Raw genomic sequence first — 18,689 nt, forward strand, 5'->3', positions numbered from 1 at the left:
GAATTGTGCAAATGCTACGGGTAGACCATCAAGGAAGTTGCTTGGTGGTCTTTTCTATAGGTGTTGAGAAATGGTAAGGTGGAAGGTAGAGGTGATGAACGGATGAGCGGAGAGGTTGCGAATTTGACGTTGGGCAAGGTGGCAGTCGCCGCACTGCAGATCTTATCAGAAGCTGTGGAGCAGCAGAGTTCGCGCAGGGAAGAGTTCGATTGGCCGCACGGAGCAGAGGAACGGCTGGCAGGACAGGTCCTTTCGTGGATGGAGCAGTTTGTTGGTGGATCGCTTGGCGAGCGGCGCAAGGAGTTGGGTCTGCAAATGCGGGCAGAACTGATGGCGTTGCTCGGCGAGATCGAACCGCAACTGGCGATGGCTCTGCTTTGCAGTTTGCCAGGCGCTGAGCGGCGTGGTTATACGTGGTCACGACTGGCTGTCAATCTTGGCGTCTCCGATGCGCAGATCGCAACATGGGAAGCAGAAGCACAGGCGCAACTGGGTGAACGAGTGACAGAACGGACGCCGTTCTTAGCCTATTTGAAGGGTCAGGCCACAGCTGTTGGCGGGCCTGCTTCTGAGCACATCGAGCAGCAGGCTTTGCGCGTTGAGCGGTTGGAGCAGGAGGAAGTCAGCTTTTCGCCTAAACGTTCTGCTGAGGAGCGCTTTTCACAGGAACAGGTGGGAAAAATGGATGCCGTAGCGCATGCAGACTCGCTTGAGGACCTCGTGGAGATGGCGCGGTCGGAGGCTTCTTTTGATCTGCGTCGCTATGTCGGGGCTGACATCGAACTGCGGATTCGGCAGGCGTTCCATCGTGTGGGCGTGGAGGAGTTGGAGCAGGTCGCGGCGCTTTTTGCAACGGAAGACCGTCTGGCCGTGACGTTGATTGGCGCGCGGTTGCAATTGGAACTTGGCGGTGAGGAGGGACGGGTGCATGGTTGATTTGCAGGAACAGTTGCAACGGCTGTTTGGCTTTGCGGATTTTCGCGGGGCGCAGCGCGAGATCATCGAGTCGCTGATCGACGGTGCAGATGTGCTCGGCATCATGACGACCGGGGCTGGCAAATCGCTGTGCTATCAGTTGCCAGCGATGATTTTTCCGGGCGTGACGCTGGTCATCTCGCCGTTGATTGCGCTGATGCAGGATCAGGTCGATCAGTTGCATCGACGGGGGCTGCTGGAAGCGACATACATCAACTCGGCGCTACCGCCATCGGAAGTTCGCAATCGAATGGAAGGCATGCGCCTCGGCGGGTACAAAATCGTCTATGTCGCGCCGGAACGTTTGAAGAGTCAGGAGTTTTTGCGATTGCTGTCCGACATTCCAATTTCGCTGTTGGTGGTTGACGAAGCCCACTGCATTTCGGAGTGGGGGCATGATTTTCGTACCGACTATCTGCAGATCGGCGCGGTTCGAGAAAAACTTGGGAATGTGCCGGTGTTGGCGCTGACCGCCACTGCAACGCGCGAGGTGCAAGAAGACATCCTGATCCACTTGCGGATGCGCGATTGTCAGCAGTTTGTGACCGGCTTTGACCGTCCGAACATCACGTTTGTCTTTCGCCGCGAAGAAACGCGGGAGGACAAGTATCGGGAAGCGTTAGCGTTTTTGCGAAAACAGCGCGGGGCGGGGATCATTTACAGCTCATCGCGCAATGAGTGCGAAGAGGTGGCGCGCTTTTTGCAACGAGCATTGCCGGACGACCCGATCGCTTTTTATCATGCCGGGCTGTATCCAGAAGAACGTAAGCAGGTGCAGGACGGGTTCATGCAAGGGCGGATTCGGATCGTGGTGGCGACTAATGCGTTTGGCATGGGGATCGACAAGCCCGATATCAGGTTTGTGTTGCATTTGCATGTGCCGTCTTCGGTGGAAGGCTTTTACCAAGAAGCAGGTCGAGCAGGGCGGGATGGCCAGCCGTCTTTGTGCATGACGATCTATAATGAGCAGGATCGGGCGATTCACCATTTCTTTATGAAGCGAGAGTTTCCGACCGAGCGCGAATTTGATACAGCCTGTGAGATGTTCAATTCTGGAATTGGTGAGGACGGGCTGTTTCGCGGGTCGTGGCGGGAGATGATTCGTTGGAACGGGCTGGATGATGATAAGCTGTCACAGCTCGTGTATCATTGGGAGAACATCGCGGGGCTTGAGATGATCGATTTTACCGGGGATCAGGTGATCGCCCGCGTCGATTTGGAGCGGATTCGCAGCAGGCGTTTGGACGTACTGCATTCGATTGAGCGTTTGAAACTGCGGCGGCATGGGAAGTTGAACCGCATGATCGAACTGTTGCGGACACCACTGTGTCATCGCGAAGGAATCTTGAATTATTTTGGTGAGCATTTGCGGGGGAGGCCGCGCAGTTGCTGCGATGTCTGCAACCCGGAGTTAAAATGGAATCCGACCTTGATCGATGCGACGCTTGCGGCGATGGATTGGCAACGGATCTTGGATGATCTGTTGCCTGAAGAGATGCTCGATCCACGCTTGGCTGGAAAGGTGTCCTTATCGATGACCGAGGGTGAAGAGGCGTATCGGGTCGGTCAGCAGAAAAATTTGGACGAGTTGCCGAGGCTCTATGAGCTCTTGCAAGCGCCGTCGGTGACGACCCGCAGGATGGCGTGCTCAGCGATTGGGAAAATCGGTGCCCCGCAGGCGACACCGTATCTGTTGCCGATGTTGCAGGATGGCAATCCGCAGGTCAGGCAGTATGCATTAAAGGCACTGGAAAAGATCGGGGATCGCAGGTGTGTCCCGGCTGTGATTGCGCTTTTGCGGCGTGAGGAGAAAGAATATAACATCAGACAGGCTCGGCAGATGCTGGCAGCTTGGGAAGAGGGGTTTTAGCGTGGGTAAGTATACGGATCAAGTGACGACAGTGGCTGAGATGAAGACGTTGGTGCAGAAGTTTATGGAAGCGCGCAAGTGGGAGCAGGGTCATACGCCGAAAAATTTGGCGATGTCGATCGCCATTGAGGCGGCCGAGTTGATGGAGCATTTTCAATGGGGCGACCGCGAAGATTTTACCGCTGAGAAGCTGGGGCCGGAAAAGATCGACGAGATTCGGCTGGAAGCGGCCGATGTGATGATCTATATGCTGAGCTTTTGCAGATCGCTAGGGATTGATCTGGCCGAGGCGGTTCAAGATAAAATGGAGAAAAATGAGATTCGGTTCCCAGCCGATGTGGAGCGCAAAGCGGATTAGTTGTGGAGGAGGTTAGGCTGTGAGCAAAGGGCAAACGGTTCAAGGCAGCAAGGGCAAGAGCGAACGGAATCAGCAGGATGGACGTAGGAAGCAGGGCACGAGTGCGGGCGGTGCGTCGTCGGGCGGCGGGAAGCGCGGTGGAGTACAGGCGCGGGACGATCGCGCGGGGTCGAACATCAAACTGCGTGTGGGGCAGGTCGTTGAGATTGACGTGAAGCGCATGGGGATCAATGGCGAAGGTATCGGCTATGCGGAGCGCCAAGTGATCTTTGTGCCCGGCGTGCTGCCAGGGGAACAGGTCGTGGCAGAAGTGGTGAAGGTTGAGCAACGACATGCGATCGGCAAGTTGGTGCGGGTGAAGCAGAAGAGCAAGGATCGTGTGGAGCCGCCCTGTGCGGTTTATGACCAGTGTGGCGGCTGTACGTTGCAACATTTGAGCTACGACGCGCAATTGGAAATGAAGCGCGAGTTGGTGCGCGAGAGTTTGTCCCGATATGCTGGGCTGAAAAAACCGCCTGTCGAGCCGACTGTGGGCATGCAAAACCCGTGGAGCTATCGGAATAAAGCGCAACTGCCGATCGTCGAGCACAAAGGCGATGTGGTGGTCGGGCTGTTTCAGGCAGGCTCCCACCAGATCGTCGATGTGAGCGGATGTGCGGTGCAGCATCCGATGACCAATCGAATCGTGCAGGAAGTCAGAGATATCGCGAAAGAGTTGGGCATTTCGCTGTATCAGGAAAAAGTACATAAAGGCGAACTGCGCACCGTGGTAGCGCGTGTTGGATTTGAAACGGGACAATGTCAGTTGACGCTGGTGACACGAACAAGAGAATTGTCGCAGAAAAAAGAGTTGGTGAAACGAATTGTCGAGCGAGTGCCGGAGATCACGTCGATCATGCAAAATGTCAATCCGGCCAAGACGTCGCTGATTTTTGGGGAGGAGACCCTTCCATTGTGGGGGACGGAGGATCTCTTGGAGCGCTTAGGCGAGGTCCAGTTCTCGCTGTCGCCGCGAGCCTTTTTCCAATTGAATCCGGAGCAGACACCGAAGTTGTATGACCTCGTAGCCGAGGCGGCCGCACTGACTGGGAACGAAGTCGTGGTCGATGCCTACTGTGGTGTCGGCACCATCGGCCTCTGGCTAGCTCCAAAGGCCAAAGAAGTCCACGGGATGGACATCGTGCCAGAAGCGATCGCCGATGCGAAGCGGAACGCCAAGATGTCCGGTGTGGATAACGCCCGATTTGTGGTAGGAGCAGCGGAGAAGATTTTGGTCGAGTGGATGCAAAAAGGCCTGCGCCCCGATGTGGTCGTGGTCGATCCACCGCGAACAGGCCTGCATCAGGACTTGATCGAGGCCTTGTTGAAAACTGCGCCCAAGCGGATCGTCTACGTTTCCTGCAATCCATCCACATTGGGGAAAGATTGTGGGCAACTGTTGAAGAAATATGAGGTAAAGAAAGTGACCCCTGTGGATATGTTCCCGCAGACGGCGCATGTGGAGAGTGTCACACTACTCGTGCGAAAAGTTACTTCCTAGATGTAGTCTTATAGGAAAAGCGCCTACAAGAAAAGGCGCTTTTTTATCTACAATCATATCGATGAAACGAGTGCTTCAGCCTCGATGTAAAATCATAAGCGACATAAGTATCCTCAATGCACACCTTACTATATAATCCGTATTTAATTTTGCTAGAAATTCACTGGTGAAATATGATACAATAATATCACTAACTGAGACATACATCCTAGGTCAATTCCAATTCTGAAGGGAGGTAGTTTCCCATGGAAAAATTTTTTGATCTCGATGTGCAAGTGAATTCGGTCGCTCCGTCTGCTAATGTAAGTCCTGAGGTTTGGTCGGGCGGGTGCTTCAGATCGATCTTCGTCAGTGATTGCATCGAAGACCAGATGTAAGAAAAACCCTGCCATCACTTGTTCCCAACGGGTGATGGTTTTATATTTATATGGAAATTGGAGATTGGAAGCTACGCGGAAAAGGCGCGGTTGATGCTGTAGTACGATCGTCCGGCAGTAGGGAAGGTGTATTGGGTGTGGGTATTCTTTAGAGAAGACGCACTATTTTGAAAATTAATATCGAAGAGATAAAAGACTTGCAAAAAAGGATATGATTTATCGGATTACTATAATCATTGTGGATGAATCCTTATACGAAGTGTACTGGGGACTGAGGGGATGTAAGAGAGTTCTATGAGAGAGATTTGTTGCGGTACCTTTTTGAGCTGAGTATGAATTGGCAACGGCATATCACACATGTGGAGAGTGTGATGCTGCTGGTGCGAAAAGTTACTTCCTAGATGTAGTCTTATAGGAAAAGCGTCTACATGAAAAGGCGCTTTTTTATCTGCAACCATATCAAGGAAACGAGTGATTCAGCTTCGATGTAAAAATGATAACGACATAAGTACCATCAATGAGAAACTTATTATATAACTCAGATTTAATTTCTCTAGAAATTCACTGGTGAAATATGATACAATAAAATTACTATCTGAGACATACATCCTAGGTCAAATCCAATTCTGAAGGGAGGTAGTTTCCCATGGAAAAATTTTTTGATCTCGATGTGCAAGTGATTTCGGTCACTCCGGCTGCTAAGGTAAGTCCTGAGGAATGGACGAGCCAGTGCTTCAGATCGATCTTAATCAAAGACTGCATCGAAGACTCGATGTAAGGATAACCCTGCCATCACTTGTTCCCAACGGGTGATGGTTTTGTATTTTTATAGAAATTGGAGATTGGCAGCTATGTGGAAGAGGCGCGATTGATACAGCCGCACGATCGTCTGGCTGTAGGGAAGGTGTATCGGGTGTGGGTATTCTTTAGAGAAATTGCACTATTTTGAATACTAACAGCAAAGAGAATAAAGACTTGCAATAAAAGGTATGATATATCAGTTTACTATATCTTCATGGATGAATTCCTCAACGAAGTATACTGGGCACTGAGGGGATGTAAGAGAGTTCTATGATAGATTTGATGCGGTAAAGTGGTTCGCGAATGAAAAAGACCGTCATCGAGGTGTTTACTTGGATATTCGAGCAAGAAAGAAATATGGTCATCGTTGGTATTTTCGTGGACAAAGAATCGAAGCACTAGGCTTCCATCAAGCCATGACTAGTTTAGAAGAAATCATGTGCGACGTATCGGACGTTGCATGAAGGGATAGAGTTGTAGTTAGGGCATACATGGTTTGGCATCGAGAATATGCGGGGGTCGCCCAGGATTTTGGGATTTTTCCGTCATGCCAAGGGGAGGGATATTAGCATTTTCAAATGGAAATGCTACGGAGTGGGAATAAACACCATACGCATTTAATCACAACTTCTATGCATGGGTACGTATATTTCTTGCACTGATTACGTTGTCTTTTTACGAATCAATGATAAATGCAACTGGCTGAAAGCGATCGGATCGTTTGTGACAAGTCTACCAGTTGCAAGTTCAGCCGATCGTAGACTGGCCACATCAACTTACGACAAGGAGTCAAAATGGATGCAAAAAATCAACCCGTTCTTATGGTTCGATGGCAATGCGGAAGAGGCGATAAATTTTTATATCTCCATTTTTAAAAACTCAAAGATTACGAGTATTTCTCGCCATGGAGAAGATGAGTCTGGTGCGGAAGGAGCGTTTATTTCCGCGACATTTCAACTCGATGGACAGGATTTTATGGCATTAAACGGTGGCCCACACTTCACTTTCTCTCCTGCGATCTCGTTTTTCGTGAACTGTGAGACACAAGAAGAAGTAGACGAACTGTGGGAAAAGCTCTCCGCAGATGGTGAAAAACAAAGATGTGGTTGGCTTCAGGACAAATTTGGAGTGTCCTGGCAGATCATTCCTACCGTTTTAGGTGAATTGTTGCAATCCCCGGATGCAGTGAAAGCGGAAAAGGTCATGAAAGCCATGCTTCAAATGGACAAAATTGACATCGCAAGTCTGAAGCAAGCCTACGAGGGATAGGGGCACGTGGTTCAGCAAGCGGGTCAATCTAATCACATGAACCATTTTGATTACTAGTTGAAACAAGAGGGACTGTGTACAAATGTGCACAGTCTCTTTTCATTATGTACACCACCAAACCGCAGTATTTGTCCCACCAAACAGCACCCGCGTCAATGTGGCTCCTACGCTCCACGACTGCCACATGGAGAGAATGTCCAGCGTTCCTTTTCATCTTCCTACCGTTGCTGTTCATTGCCGTTTTGCGAGAGATTGGCAGGCGGGTATGGCGGAGATTTTTCACGGGCCTATAGCTCAGTTGGCAGAAGCCTACGGTCACGGGTTCGAGTCCTGTAGACGGCACCATAAGAAAAGACCACCTGCCGCGAAACCGCGTATGAGATAATCCCTTTTGTGTAGACAGTAGGAAGCAAGCCCCCTTACTGTTACTACACAAGGGGGATTTTCTTTTGGAAAAGACAGCGCGGAAACGAAAAACGTATTCACGAGAATTCAAGTTCATTGCGGTAAAGATGTATTTGGAAAAAGGAATGGGTTATAAATCGGTCGCAAGTGAGCTGCAGATCCCCGACCACAGCATGGTAAGGAAGTGGGTCAAAAACTACAAAACGCTTGGGGCGGAGGGCTTAGAGGAACGCAGAGGAAAGACGAGAACACCGTTCACTGGTCGTCCGAGAACGAAAAAGCTTACGCTCGAACAAGAAGTGCAAAAGTTGAGAGCGGAGAACGACTTTTTAAAAAAGCTGTTGCTTTTGCAAAGGAGGTGAGAGGTAAAGCGAAGATTCGTCAGTGCTACCAAGTCATCCAAGATCTTACTGGCAGCTATTCAACGTCACTGTTGTGTGAAACCGCAGGAGTATCACGGAGTGGGTATTACAAATGGGTTCAACGTCGACAAATGATTACATCCAAACAAAAGGAGGAGCGGCAGCTCAAAAAACTTATTTTGCAATGTCATAAAGCAGTCCGAGGAACCTACGGTTACTATCGTGTTCGTGCTTGGCTACGTCGAAAACACAATCTCAAGATCAATCACAAACGTGTGTACCGGCTTATGAAAGAACTAGGTATCCAGTGCGTTGCAAGGAAGAAGAAACGCTGGTTTGGCAAGAAATCAGAGAATTATACAGCACCAAACTCATTGAACCGAAACTTTAAGGCCTCGCGGCCAAATGAAAAATGGGCGACAGATATCACCTACCTGCTTTTCAATGGACAGAGGCTATTTCTGTCGGTCATCTACGACATGTTTAACAACGAAATTGTCGCCTACCGCATCGGAGAGCGGAACGATCTTAAACTGGTTCTTGATACCGTCAAGCTCGCCAATAAAAAAAGAGATGTGACCGACACCCTTCTTCACAGTGATCAGGGGTTCCAGTACACATCTCACCAATATAACAAGTTGCTTCAAACATACAACATAGCGCAGAGTATGTCCAGAAAAGGAAACTGCTTGGATAATGCTTGCGTAGAGAACTTCTTTGGTCATCTGAAGTCGGAACTCATGTATCTCAACAAGTTTCGCACCAAGGCAGAGGTGATGAACGCTGTGGCTAGCTACATTCGATTTTACAACCAGCAAAGAATACAACGGAAATTAAGTGACCTGAGCCCAGTAGAATACCGAACTCAGGTCTGTGCCTAATTCATAGGGTGGCTTTTTACCCGCTGTCTACTTGACAGGGATATGTTCACGTTTGAGCGGGGTCCTACTTGTTATGATACGATCATCGATACAAAATCCTAACACAAATCCTAACAACATCTGAATTCTTGTGTGTACCCGTGAATACATGAACCCCCGCAATCACAGCGTGTAGATACCCTTGTATCCCCCTGAATACCACGGAAATGTATGGATTGTATATGGCGCTCATGTCACAGTCGGTACTGTACAGAATCCCGATAGGTAATGAAAAACTTGTGCACTGTCCAAGTTTTTCGTTCTCCCGCGCGGTCGGAATCTAGTAGCTTCAAGGGCCAAGTTTGCTTGCTACCGTGCCTGTCAGGATTGTGATACGCTTGATTTAGCATACGTGGCGCAAGTAGCAGCGGAGATCGTTTCACTTCATCATGAAAGGGAGTGGCACGACCTTGTTGGCGAGTAGCACTCGACTCCAGCGTGGATGGTTGCAATTCGCTGACCCTTTGGCGCCTATAGCAGAGCGAACGTGGTGAGCGCACCACAGTGCAATGTTAAAAACATGGTCTTTCTATGCGTATATGACAGAGGTACAGCACAAAACAAAAGTCCTGATGAGGTTGAAGCCGTACATTGGATGACCTACGATGAAATAATGAATCATCCCAAAGCTCCTCCTTGGACAAAAGAGAGTATAAGAAAAGTAGCGCTAGCGAGGAGATAAAAATGATGATCAAAAATGTTTATGTTGTGCGACATTGCAAAGCAGATGGGCAGGAGCCTGATGCTAGGCTAACTGAACTAGGTAATCAACAAGCTGAGAATATTGCTAATTTTTTCTTAGGTAAAGATATTGATTTTATCATTTCAAGCCCTTTTGAAAGGGCTTACAGGACCATAGCACCATTGGCTGATCAAATTGGCGTTGAAGTTGTTTTGGATGATCGATTGGCTGAGAGGGTTTTATCAAGCAAGAATCATCCTGATTGGCAAGATATGCTTCGTAAGACATTCGATGACTTAGACATCTGTTTTGAGGGTGGGGAATCCAGTAACACGGCTATGAGCCGTGCCATTCGTGTAATCATGGAAGTTCTGAATAGTGAGAACAAAAACATTGTGTTAGTTTCACATGGAAATCTGATATCACTCCTTCTTAAGCATTTTGATGACCGCATTGGGTTTAAGGAGTGGGAATCTTTATCCAATCCTGATGTATTTCATCTTACCTTCTCAGGAGAGAACAAGCCTAACATTCATCGAATATGGGCAGAGTGATATTATTTTAGAGCAAACACAATTCCTTCGGACACGTACATGTTTGTTGCCACCGTCTACTTGTCACATGTGGAGAGTGTGACGCAGCTTATAAGGGAAGTGTAATCGAGGCTGTCATGCAGACGGATACCGAAAAGATATAGTAAGAGAGCCACACGTTAAAGACTCCTTTCGAATGAAAGGAGCCTTTTTTGCTACTACGCCGACCAACTCATCGGGTCGTCGAAGCGAAGCAATTGAACACTTTCGTGTTCAACTTTCCGAATGGGTGGACTCTTTTCTGTAAAGGTGTACGACCTAAGCCATGCAGTTTGCACAGTGGTCGGAAGGGCAAGAAATAAGTCCTCTTGTACCAAAACGGTTTCCGACATGCACTGAAGTATCCTTGCCAAAGTGGAAGAAACTTCGATCATTTCCGATTGTGCAAGACCTTTGATCAAATTGAGAATGACTGACGTATTACCTCTCGATTCTTTCTACAGTCCGCGTTGGTACATTGCACTTCTTTTGAGGAAGATCGTGAACCCTTTGAGGTTCATCCATTAATTCCCCATAGTCGGGTCTTGTATGTATGATCCGTTCAACGAGTTCCCCAAGTTGTGGTTGGGTGCCGAAAATGTAATGCTTGGGATACTACATGTAATTTCCTTGTCGCTTGACTTTCTTTAGTTTCCGATTTTTCGTAACTCTATCAAGCAGGAAAATCACAGCGCAAATTACGATTAGCTTGTAGACCCACCAAGTAAAGAAGAACGTTAGCAAAAAGCCCGCGGGGATAATTTTTTGCAATAACGTTGCCTTAGTTCGATACTCTTTACTACTTATCAAACTGTAGGCAAAAAATACAAAAAAGCATAAAGAGATTAGGGAAAGAATGATTGATGCCCTTTGTTCATTGGGTACATCCATAGTACCCAGGATAAAAACGGTTAAAATAGAGCCGACACACAGCCAAAATAACGTGATACCTATAGCTTTCAGTTGGGGAGCAATCATTTTAATCCAAAAAAATGTTTCATCGAAATTTGTGTGGATCTCGGGAATTCTTTCTTCGTATTTTGTTCTGAGCCTTGGAGTTTCCTCCTGAATTTGCCCAAGGCAATAACGCAATTGTTGCATATCTAGCGACCTGATGTATTTTGTCAACTCTTCAAATAGAGAGTCGGAGACATATGGATACGACTCACCTATTTTTGCTAATAGTTCATTTTGAGCATCTTTATCTTTTGTATCTCTCAATACGCGAAGCATAAGAGTTTCTAGTGCACCATATATTTCAAGTGTTTTATCTGCCCGTTCGACAGTTTGGCTCGTATGACTTACAATCGCATCGTAAATTCCCTTATATACCCATCCAATCAGCCAAATTCCCATTACTGTTGCAAGTACATATTCGGGTTCACCTACCCAATCTCTTAAGGCCGTTCCGATTGCCGCCCATGGAAACATGAGGTTCCTCACCTTTCTAATTTTGTTTGCTCATTTCGCGGATAACATGCGTTGTCACATGCTGATCAACCAACTAGTGTACTACTTCCATTGAATCTAGAATCATTAACTTTTCGTTGGCGAGTGTGTACTATCATCATAACAGTTTTGTAAATGTAATAATACAAACGATAATCTCCTTCAAAATAATAATGCAATAATGGTCATTTGCAAAGGAAATCATAGTCATCGGACAGTATTCATTGCATCACTAAGGCAGCTCAATAAGGTTGTAACAAGAGGGACTGTGTGCATGAGGGCACAGTCTCTTATCTTTACGCATACCACCAAACCGAAGAATTTGTCGCACCAAAAAGCACGCACTTCAATGTGGCTCCTCCGCTCCAAGACTGCGATATGGTTTTGTGGCTTTCAAAGTAGGTACTGTACAGCATCGCGATCCGTTCAGCATCTGTTGGCCCTCACTGAAGATGCCTCATCCCTGCACGGAATGGGAACGGAAACATAGGCACTGTCTAATCACACAATTGGCCCCCACGATTCCTTTTCGTTCTCCCGTACGCACGAAAATTAACAGCTTCAAGTGCCTTCTCAGCTTGCTACCGTGCCTATCAGGTTTGTGATACGCTTTATTTAGCATAATTGGCGCAAGGAGAAGCAGAGATCATTGCACGTTCATCATGAAAGAGAGTGGCACGACCCTTGTTACTTTGACGAGGGGCGATTGACTCTGGCGTGGACGGTCGCAACTTGCTGAACCCTTTGGCACCTGTAACAGAGCGAATTTGGTGAGTACACCACAGCTGCCGTTTCTGAGCTTGCTTGAATGCAAAAGTAGCACAGACAGTACCTGTGGTGCTTTTATTTCCACTTGTAAAAAGGAGGAGCTTCGCATGATCGACATCAAGTTGTTGGAACTGGAAAATGCCCATGCGCTGTTGGAGGTGCTTCTGCGAAATAGGGAGTTTTTCAAGCTCATTGAGCCTACGCAGGATGAGGAGTATTACACGCTAGAAGGACAGTTGAAGGTCTTCGAACACAGTTTTGCGCGCAGAGAGTTAGATCAATATTACTGGTTTGGCATTTTTCTCAAGGAGAGCGGGGAACTGATCGGGACGGTGAGCTTGATGCAAGTGATGCGCGGGCCGCACCAAAAGTGCTTGATCGGTTATTTTCTCGACCAGTCGCAAAATGGCAAGGGCTACATGAGCGAGGCGGTTCGTTTGGCGGTGGATTATGCGTTCCAAACGCTGCGCTTGCATCGGATTGAAGCTGGCGTGATGCCGCACAACATCGGGTCGATCAGAGTGCTGGAGAAAGCAGGTTTCCACACCGAAGGCATCGCCAAGAAAAACGTGAAGATCAACGGCAAGTGGGAAGATCATCAGCTGATGGCAATTCTGAACCCGAACGAATCATAAGCATCGCCCCCTGCCCGGCACCGCAAAGGCGGACTAACGGCGTTCGCGTAGTCTGCGGGAGGTGGATCGGCTGCGATGAGTGGGAAGATCATCAGCTGATGGCAATTCTGAACCCGAACGAATCGTAAACATCGCCCCCTGCCCGGCACCGCAAATGCGGACTGACGGCGTTCGCGTAGCCTGCGGGAGATGAATCGGCTGCGATGAGTAGGAAGATCATCATCTGATGGCAATTCTGAACCCGAACGAATCGTAAGCATCGCCCCCTGCCCGGCACCGCAAATGCGGACTGACGGCGTTCGCGTAGCCTGCGGGAGGTGAATCTGCCGCGATGAATCGCTAAAACTCGGCAGTTGGCGGAGGTTGAAAGATCAGCCTCTCTGGAAACGATCCGCGCACCATGAGCTTTGCGTCGGTCGTCAATTCCAGTGCGGTATATTCGGTTTGCAACTGATCGGGAGTAAAATACACTTCGACCCGCTCAACCGCTGTCGGCAAGCAGCTGAGAATGACAGCGAGGCTGGGAATCTGCTGGCTCACGATGTCGTACAGGTGGAGCACTCCGTCTTGTAAGCTGTAGGCGATCGCAGCAGCTTGGTCGGGCAAATAGGCAATCTCGATCTCCGCATCAGCGAGCAGGGCGAAGAAGAACGAAGAGCTGTGATTGATCGGCCCGAGGACATCCGATACGGGGCGGCGTGTCGCAAATAGGTTTTTCAGCAGCCGACTGTCCTCTGCATTGTGCACGTTAAGCGCTCGCAGCGGTGTAAAAGAGTCAGGCGCTCGCGTGATGTTGTCACAGCAAAAATGGCTTTGCGGCACCAAGCGGAATCCGAACTTTTCATACATTTCATGGTCGCGTGCATAGAGGAAAAACAGCTCGTACTGTGCTTCACACCTTTGAAACAGTTCATCAAACAACCGCCGGATCAGCCCTTGCCCGCGATGATCGGGATGAGTCATCACCGATTGGATACCTGCCGCACGCACCGTTTTTCCCTCGAGGCGGATCGGGAAATCGAACAAGCTGATGTTGGCAACCGCATTGCCTTCTGCAAAAAAGGACAGCGGTCGATAGCTAGGGTTCCAAAAGCCTTTTTCCAATAAATCTGCAAAAAATTCGGGCGGGATGCCGAACGCAGATTGAAACAGGCCGATCAAACTGGCCCGTTGTGCCGACTGATCGCTGTAGGAATGGAGAAACTCCAACTGACTCATTCAGATAGCCCCCTTGTCAGAATAAATATAGGTAGTATAGCAAGGGATGAGCGAATTTTCCAATGATAACGGCGATTTGCACATCTCGTTGTGGACGTAGCATAATTTTCACTTGGAAGGCGGGCTTGGCCGAATGGATGATCAACGGGGGGAAGCGCTTAATGGAACAGCAGAATGTTATGTAGCGGACGGCTTCTCGACCGTCATGCGATCCGCATTTGTACCAAGTGCCTCATCCAAGCAGGTCTGCACGTGGTTGCGTGCATCATGGAGTTAGCGTTATTGCGCGGGAAATGCGCGGCTCTGCACACAATGGCCGAAGACGGACAGGATCTGTGATCGATGAACTGCTGAGACGTTCTCGGCGGTTTTTTAATGGGAGACAACGATCTGCATATGCAATCTGGAACCTTTTCCCTGGTGTGTGCTATGATGAAGTTCATCTCCTGATCGGACGACCGATATGAAACGGGAGCAGTCGTTTGGGTGGCACCATTCTTTTCGGTCGCTATGCCAGTATCTAGCTGATGAAACACGATGCAAATCGGTTTGAACAAGGAAACAAAGGGTGATCAAAGTGAAACATCTGATCGGATTGCAAGAGGTCCAAGCACACCTCCATGCTCATGAGCAAACTCTATTGTTGATCAAAACGGTCAATTGCGGAGTCTGCGATGTTATCTATGAAAAGACGGAGCGGCTGCTTGAGCAGTTTCCTCAAGTCCAAGCGGCGGTCGTTTCTGCAGATGAATCGCCCAGTATTGCCGGGGAGTTTCTCGTGTTTACAGCCCCGACGATCTTGCTGTTTCTCCATGGAAAAGAGGTACATCGCCAGGCGCGCTTTGTGTTGGTAGATAAAGTGGAGGCGGTCTTGCAGGCTTTGAGCGAAGCGTGAGCAAAAAGATCGCTATTCTGAAGGTGGCGTTTATGGTACGCTGGTGTATGAAAATGGAGAGGAGGTGCTCAATCTTGAAGAAAAAATCGTTGCAGTCTTTGTCAAAAGGGATTGGGTACTCGACCGCCGTTTTCTTTGCATATGCGAACCACGGGAGCAGTCTGTCCAAAAACGGATACTTTTGCGACTCGTCGCCGTCTCTTCGCATGCAATAAGGTACATGTGGAGATCAGACCACGGGTTGCTGGCCTGTGGTTTTTTTCGAGCGGAACGCCACAGGCAGGTGCCTGTGGTTTCTTAATTTCCACGCCAAAAGGAGGAACTGAACATGATTCGAATCAAGCTGTTGGAACTGTCTGACGCGGAAGGTTTGTTGGCGCTGAATCTGCGGAACCGGGAGTTTTTTAAGCCGTTTTTGCCGACGCGGGCGGAAGAGCTTTATACGTTGGACGGTCAGCTGAAAGGCATCGAAAACAACTTGGCGAAGCGAGAGTTGGATCAACACTACGCGTTTGGGATCTACCTCAAGGAGAGCGGTGAATTGATCGGGACGGTGACCTTGATGGATGTGCTGCGCGGGGCGTTGCAAAGTTGCTTCATCGGCTATTATCTCGACGAACAGCACAATGGTAAAGGCTATATGAGCGCAGCGGTTCGGTTGGCGGTCGAGTACGGTTTTCAGACGCTTGGCTTGCATCGAATCGAAGCTGGCGTGATGCCGCACAATCTCGGTTCGATCAAAGTGCTGGAGCGAGCCGGTTTTCAGAAAGAGGGCATTGCGAGGAAAAACGTGAAGATCAACGGCAAGTGGGAGGATCATCAGGTGCTGGCGATCCTCAATGAGGATGATCTGTAGAATGCGCGTCAGCTTGCCCGTTGCGACAGGGGACGATTTTTCATGGATGTGAAGCAGGCGGAGGTTCTTGCTGGCTCTCTTTTGGCCCGCGGTTGCCTGTGTACGTGGACATGGGTCGCATCTACCAAATGCGTAATCGGGCGAGCTTGGCAGAAGCGAGGATCGACGGGGCGAAGCGCCTCAGCGAACTGTGAGATGAAAAGCGGTGAAAAAGGCTCCCAGCCGGGAGCCTTTATTCTTCGACCGCATAGCGTGCGAAGTTGGTCAACAATGGGCGGATGTCCTGCATAAAGGGCATCAATGCTTCCGCTTCGGCAATCGACTTCCATTCGACGCTTTGGATTTCGGAGTCTTCCGTGCTGATTTCTCCCCCGGTTATCTCTGCAAGGAAGGTGACGAACAGCACGTGCTTGCCGCGAATGTGACGTTCGGAGACGTGTACGAGGTTGCCGACTGCGACATCGAAGCCCGTCTCCTCTTTGGCTTCACGTCTTGCCGCTTCGATCAGGGTTTCGCCGTCTTCACGCTTACCGCCGGGGAGCCCCCAGTACGTTTCGTTATGCACCATCAGCACTTGGTCGGTCTCGGCGTTGTGGATCAGTACGTAGGCGACATCATCGCGGGTCAGTCCTTTTTCAAACATGGATCAAGTCCCCCTCTTAACGGAGCGCATTGCGCATCCGGATCATCGAAAAATGCAAGGTCGTCTGAAGCAGTGTATCATGCAGTGGAAACAGGGACGGTGTCAGGCGCAATTCGACGTCGGCAGCACAGAGACGGGCGAGCAGGTTGCCGACCGGTTCGACACGTTGTGGCGTGACCGGGAGGAGGGAAGTGAAGTAGCCAGGTCCGTCCTCTCTACAGGTGAACGTGTCAGCGGGCATGTGATAGACGTAGAGTTTGGTGCTTTGCATCTTTTCCAGCCAGCCGCTTTCGATGGCGATCACCTTGCGAGCGGACGTTTGGGCGTGGAAGCGTTGACGATCTTCCGCCGAAGTGTTCGCTGTGGGCCAAAAGGCGACGCGCGGGCAGTCACGTGGGAAAAAATAAAGCGGCGCGCGCAGCTCATCGATCGCCCAGACCATCGCTGGTAAGTTCGGGTGCGCTGGATGCTGGCGCGGTATAAAATGTCGAATCGAGTCGTCCTCGCTAAAATGATACATCATGTGAAACGGCCTCTCTACCTTGCTGGCTCAGTCTGTCCAACAGCTTGTGGGCGGTCGTTTTTTTGTCCGCGCAGACTTCGACTTCGCCTTGGCGCGGGACGATGTAGTGCGGTGTCGTTTCGGTGTACAGCGAATGAGATGCATTGGCGACGACAAGGTCGGCGCGCCACGCGTCCATGCGCAGGCGGGAGCGCTCTAGCAAATAGTCCGGGTCGGCGTTGTGCTCAAGTTTGAAGCCGACGAGAAATGTAGCAGGTTGCCACGCTTTGATCTGGGTGATCACTTTGGGCGCTTTTTTGAAATGGACGATCGGCGGGTTGTCGCTGGAGATCTTGCCTGTATCGGTGATCAGATTGCCGTCCTGATCGAGCATCTTGTCCACGATCCAGTCGGACACGGCAGCCGTCATGATCACAGCGTCGATCTGCTCGGCAGTCAGTGTGCTCCGCAGTTGATCGGTGAGGTTTTCAATCCCAAGAAACGGCAACAGGCGCAGGTTGGGATGGCTCTTGGGCACCTTGGCAAAATAGCCATGCAAATAGATGACTTTGGCGCCAAGATCCAAAGCTGTTTCGGCCAGATAACAGCCCATCGTGCCGCGCGCGAGGTTGGTGTGGCCGCGCACTTCGTCCCATTTTTCCAACGTGCCGCCGCTGGTGATGAGAATGGTTTTGTTATGTAACGTTGTCAAATCGATCCCCTCCACGAAATCTACTATATCACCCCTTGTATACACTTCCAAGCTGTGGGTAACGCAGCGCTGGACGAACCGTCTTCACCTAGAAAAGAGAGGGGAATCAATTCCCGCTCCCTTTTCGTTTGCGTCTGAAATCTTGCACGCCAAACGGCAGATAGAAGAGCAACACCGACACCAACACCACCGCTTCGAGCCAGATGATGTAGTACGGCCACGGCCCGAGCAGATCTAACAGTGATGCGGCGCCTGGCTTGTGTGCGAGGAACATGTAGTTGCCTCCGGTCAGCCAATTGGCAAGCCCGACCAAGAGAGCGATGATGTTCAGCATCAAGATCGACCGCCAGATCGAGTGCAGCGTTGGGCGGAATCCTTCGACAAACACCATGTAGAACCCGGCCACCAGGATCGCACCGTGCGCGATGAAAAACTGATACGTGCGAAAATGCGGGTAGGAGAAGTGCCCGAGATCGGGTGTCAACAGCGCTTGCAACGCGCCGCCAATCCCGATCAGAAAGGCGAATTCGAATAGCGCCAGACTGCGCGTGATCAGCATGAACGCCGATAGATACAACGAAATCGTACAGAGTTGCAGCGGCAGATTGTAGTCGAGCGTCCAAGACCCTTCGACGAGAAACCAGACGTTCAACGCGAGGTCGGACAACAGCAACAGCCCGGCCAAACAGTAGCGCGTCAAGCGGTTCACCCGCTCCTGTTTCAACTTGTCGCGGTACCGATAGAGGAAGACAATCGCTGTGAAAATAAGAAATAATGAGAAGAGATGCCCAAAAGAAAACATCACAAACGGCTCGTCCGTTCCACTTATATCAAAAAATTCAAACAATTATCTTCACCTCAATTCTTTACAACCTTTCAC

At 49.7% G+C, this 18,689-nt stretch carries 20 protein-coding genes and 1 pseudogene; 15 read left to right on the forward strand and 6 right to left on the reverse strand.

What is annotated here, in order from left to right:
* Positions 1 to 102 precede the first annotated feature (102 nt).
* From CIG75_RS04470 to CIG75_RS04510, 11 genes and pseudogenes are all read left to right on the forward strand, one after another.
* Complete coding sequence (locus CIG75_RS04470) at positions 103 to 936, forward strand: hypothetical protein (RefSeq protein ID WP_094235568.1); 834 nt, start codon at positions 103 to 105, stop codon at positions 934 to 936.
* On the forward strand, positions 929 to 2,845 hold the full coding sequence (locus CIG75_RS04475; protein ID WP_094235569.1) for a RecQ family ATP-dependent DNA helicase: 1,917 nt from the start codon (positions 929 to 931) through the stop codon (positions 2,843 to 2,845). Before CIG75_RS04470 ends, CIG75_RS04475 begins: the two co-directional genes overlap by 8 nt.
* A gap of 1 nt (position 2,846) precedes the next feature.
* Entirely contained in the window at positions 2,847 to 3,203 is a 357-nt protein-coding gene (locus CIG75_RS04480; protein ID WP_227874355.1) for a nucleotide pyrophosphohydrolase, read from the forward strand.
* A gap of 19 nt (positions 3,204 to 3,222) precedes the next feature.
* Positions 3,223 to 4,743: a 23S rRNA (uracil(1939)-C(5))-methyltransferase RlmD gene (gene rlmD, locus CIG75_RS04485; protein WP_227874356.1), complete on the forward strand. Its 1,521-nt coding sequence runs from the start codon at positions 3,223 to 3,225 to the stop codon at positions 4,741 to 4,743.
* 245 nt (positions 4,744 to 4,988) lie between these two features.
* A complete protein-coding gene (locus tag CIG75_RS20985) occupies positions 4,989 to 5,120 on the forward strand; it encodes an FDLD family class I lanthipeptide (RefSeq protein ID WP_193791330.1) in 132 nt (43 codons plus the stop codon).
* Between the two features lie 646 nt (positions 5,121 to 5,766).
* Positions 5,767 to 5,898, forward strand: coding sequence for an FDLD family class I lanthipeptide (locus CIG75_RS20990; protein ID WP_193791331.1), 132 nt, complete (start codon positions 5,767 to 5,769; stop codon positions 5,896 to 5,898).
* An 821-nt stretch (positions 5,899 to 6,719) separates the two neighbouring features.
* A complete protein-coding gene (locus CIG75_RS04490) occupies positions 6,720 to 7,190 on the forward strand; it encodes a VOC family protein (RefSeq protein ID WP_094235570.1) in 471 nt (156 codons plus the stop codon).
* Between the two features lie 512 nt (positions 7,191 to 7,702).
* Entirely contained in the window at positions 7,703 to 7,957 is a 255-nt protein-coding gene (locus CIG75_RS21165) for a helix-turn-helix domain-containing protein (protein WP_265415075.1), read from the forward strand.
* Positions 7,912 to 8,838: pseudogene (locus tag CIG75_RS04500) on the forward strand (IS3 family transposase); the annotation flags it as partial. The gene CIG75_RS21165 and the pseudogene CIG75_RS04500, both read left to right, overlap by 46 nt.
* A 529-nt stretch (positions 8,839 to 9,367) precedes the next feature.
* On the forward strand, positions 9,368 to 9,559 hold the full coding sequence (locus tag CIG75_RS21595) for an NUDIX hydrolase (RefSeq protein ID WP_407701271.1): 192 nt from the start codon (positions 9,368 to 9,370) through the stop codon (positions 9,557 to 9,559).
* 8 nt (positions 9,560 to 9,567) lie between these two features.
* On the forward strand, positions 9,568 to 10,113 hold the full coding sequence (locus tag CIG75_RS04510; RefSeq protein ID WP_094238335.1) for a histidine phosphatase family protein: 546 nt from the start codon (positions 9,568 to 9,570) through the stop codon (positions 10,111 to 10,113).
* 633 nt (positions 10,114 to 10,746) lie between these two features.
* Here the strand turns inward: CIG75_RS04510 and CIG75_RS04515 are convergent.
* Positions 10,747 to 11,562 (reverse strand): hypothetical protein, encoded by an 816-nt coding sequence (locus CIG75_RS04515; protein WP_094235572.1) that lies wholly within the window; start codon positions 11,560 to 11,562, stop codon positions 10,747 to 10,749.
* Between the two features lie 893 nt (positions 11,563 to 12,455).
* Here CIG75_RS04515 and CIG75_RS04520 point away from each other — a divergent pair.
* Entirely contained in the window at positions 12,456 to 12,983 is a 528-nt protein-coding gene (locus CIG75_RS04520) for a GNAT family N-acetyltransferase (RefSeq protein WP_094235573.1), read from the forward strand.
* Positions 12,984 to 13,322: 339 nt separating this feature from the next.
* Here the strand turns inward: CIG75_RS04520 and CIG75_RS04525 are convergent, their stop codons facing one another.
* Positions 13,323 to 14,201 (reverse strand): GNAT family N-acetyltransferase, encoded by an 879-nt coding sequence (locus tag CIG75_RS04525; RefSeq protein WP_094235574.1) that lies wholly within the window; start codon positions 14,199 to 14,201, stop codon positions 13,323 to 13,325.
* Between the two features lie 568 nt (positions 14,202 to 14,769).
* Here CIG75_RS04525 and CIG75_RS04530 point away from each other — a divergent pair.
* The 3 genes from CIG75_RS04530 to CIG75_RS04535 all read left to right on the forward strand — a co-directional run bounded on the left by CIG75_RS04530 (position 14,770) and on the right by CIG75_RS04535 (position 15,952).
* Entirely contained in the window at positions 14,770 to 15,096 is a 327-nt protein-coding gene (locus tag CIG75_RS04530; protein WP_227874357.1) for a thioredoxin family protein, read from the forward strand.
* Positions 15,097 to 15,170: 74 nt separating this feature from the next.
* Positions 15,171 to 15,311: a hypothetical protein gene (locus CIG75_RS20925; RefSeq protein ID WP_172844410.1), complete on the forward strand. Its 141-nt coding sequence runs from the start codon at positions 15,171 to 15,173 to the stop codon at positions 15,309 to 15,311.
* A 113-nt stretch (positions 15,312 to 15,424) separates the two neighbouring features.
* Entirely contained in the window at positions 15,425 to 15,952 is a 528-nt protein-coding gene (locus CIG75_RS04535) for a GNAT family N-acetyltransferase (protein ID WP_094235575.1), read from the forward strand.
* Between the two features lie 232 nt (positions 15,953 to 16,184).
* Here the strand turns inward: CIG75_RS04535 and CIG75_RS04540 are convergent, their stop codons facing one another.
* The 4 genes from CIG75_RS04540 to CIG75_RS04555 form a co-directional block, all read right to left on the reverse strand.
* Positions 16,185 to 16,595 (reverse strand): NUDIX hydrolase, encoded by a 411-nt coding sequence (locus CIG75_RS04540; protein ID WP_227874358.1) that lies wholly within the window; start codon positions 16,593 to 16,595, stop codon positions 16,185 to 16,187.
* Positions 16,596 to 16,611: 16 nt separating this feature from the next.
* Positions 16,612 to 17,118: a DUF6886 family protein gene (locus tag CIG75_RS04545; protein WP_094235576.1), complete on the reverse strand. Its 507-nt coding sequence runs from the start codon at positions 17,116 to 17,118 to the stop codon at positions 16,612 to 16,614.
* On the reverse strand, positions 17,102 to 17,809 hold the full coding sequence (locus tag CIG75_RS04550) for a phosphopantothenoylcysteine decarboxylase domain-containing protein (protein ID WP_094235577.1): 708 nt from the start codon (positions 17,807 to 17,809) through the stop codon (positions 17,102 to 17,104). Before CIG75_RS04550 ends, CIG75_RS04545 begins: the two co-directional genes overlap by 17 nt.
* A 106-nt stretch (positions 17,810 to 17,915) precedes the next feature.
* A complete protein-coding gene (locus tag CIG75_RS04555) occupies positions 17,916 to 18,656 on the reverse strand; it encodes a YwaF family protein (protein WP_227874359.1) in 741 nt (246 codons plus the stop codon).
* Between the last annotated feature and the right edge of the window lie 33 nt (positions 18,657 to 18,689).

This window comes from Tumebacillus algifaecis (assembly GCF_002243515.1).
GTDB classification, from domain to species: Bacteria; Bacillota; Bacilli; order Tumebacillales; family Tumebacillaceae; genus Tumebacillus_A; species Tumebacillus_A algifaecis.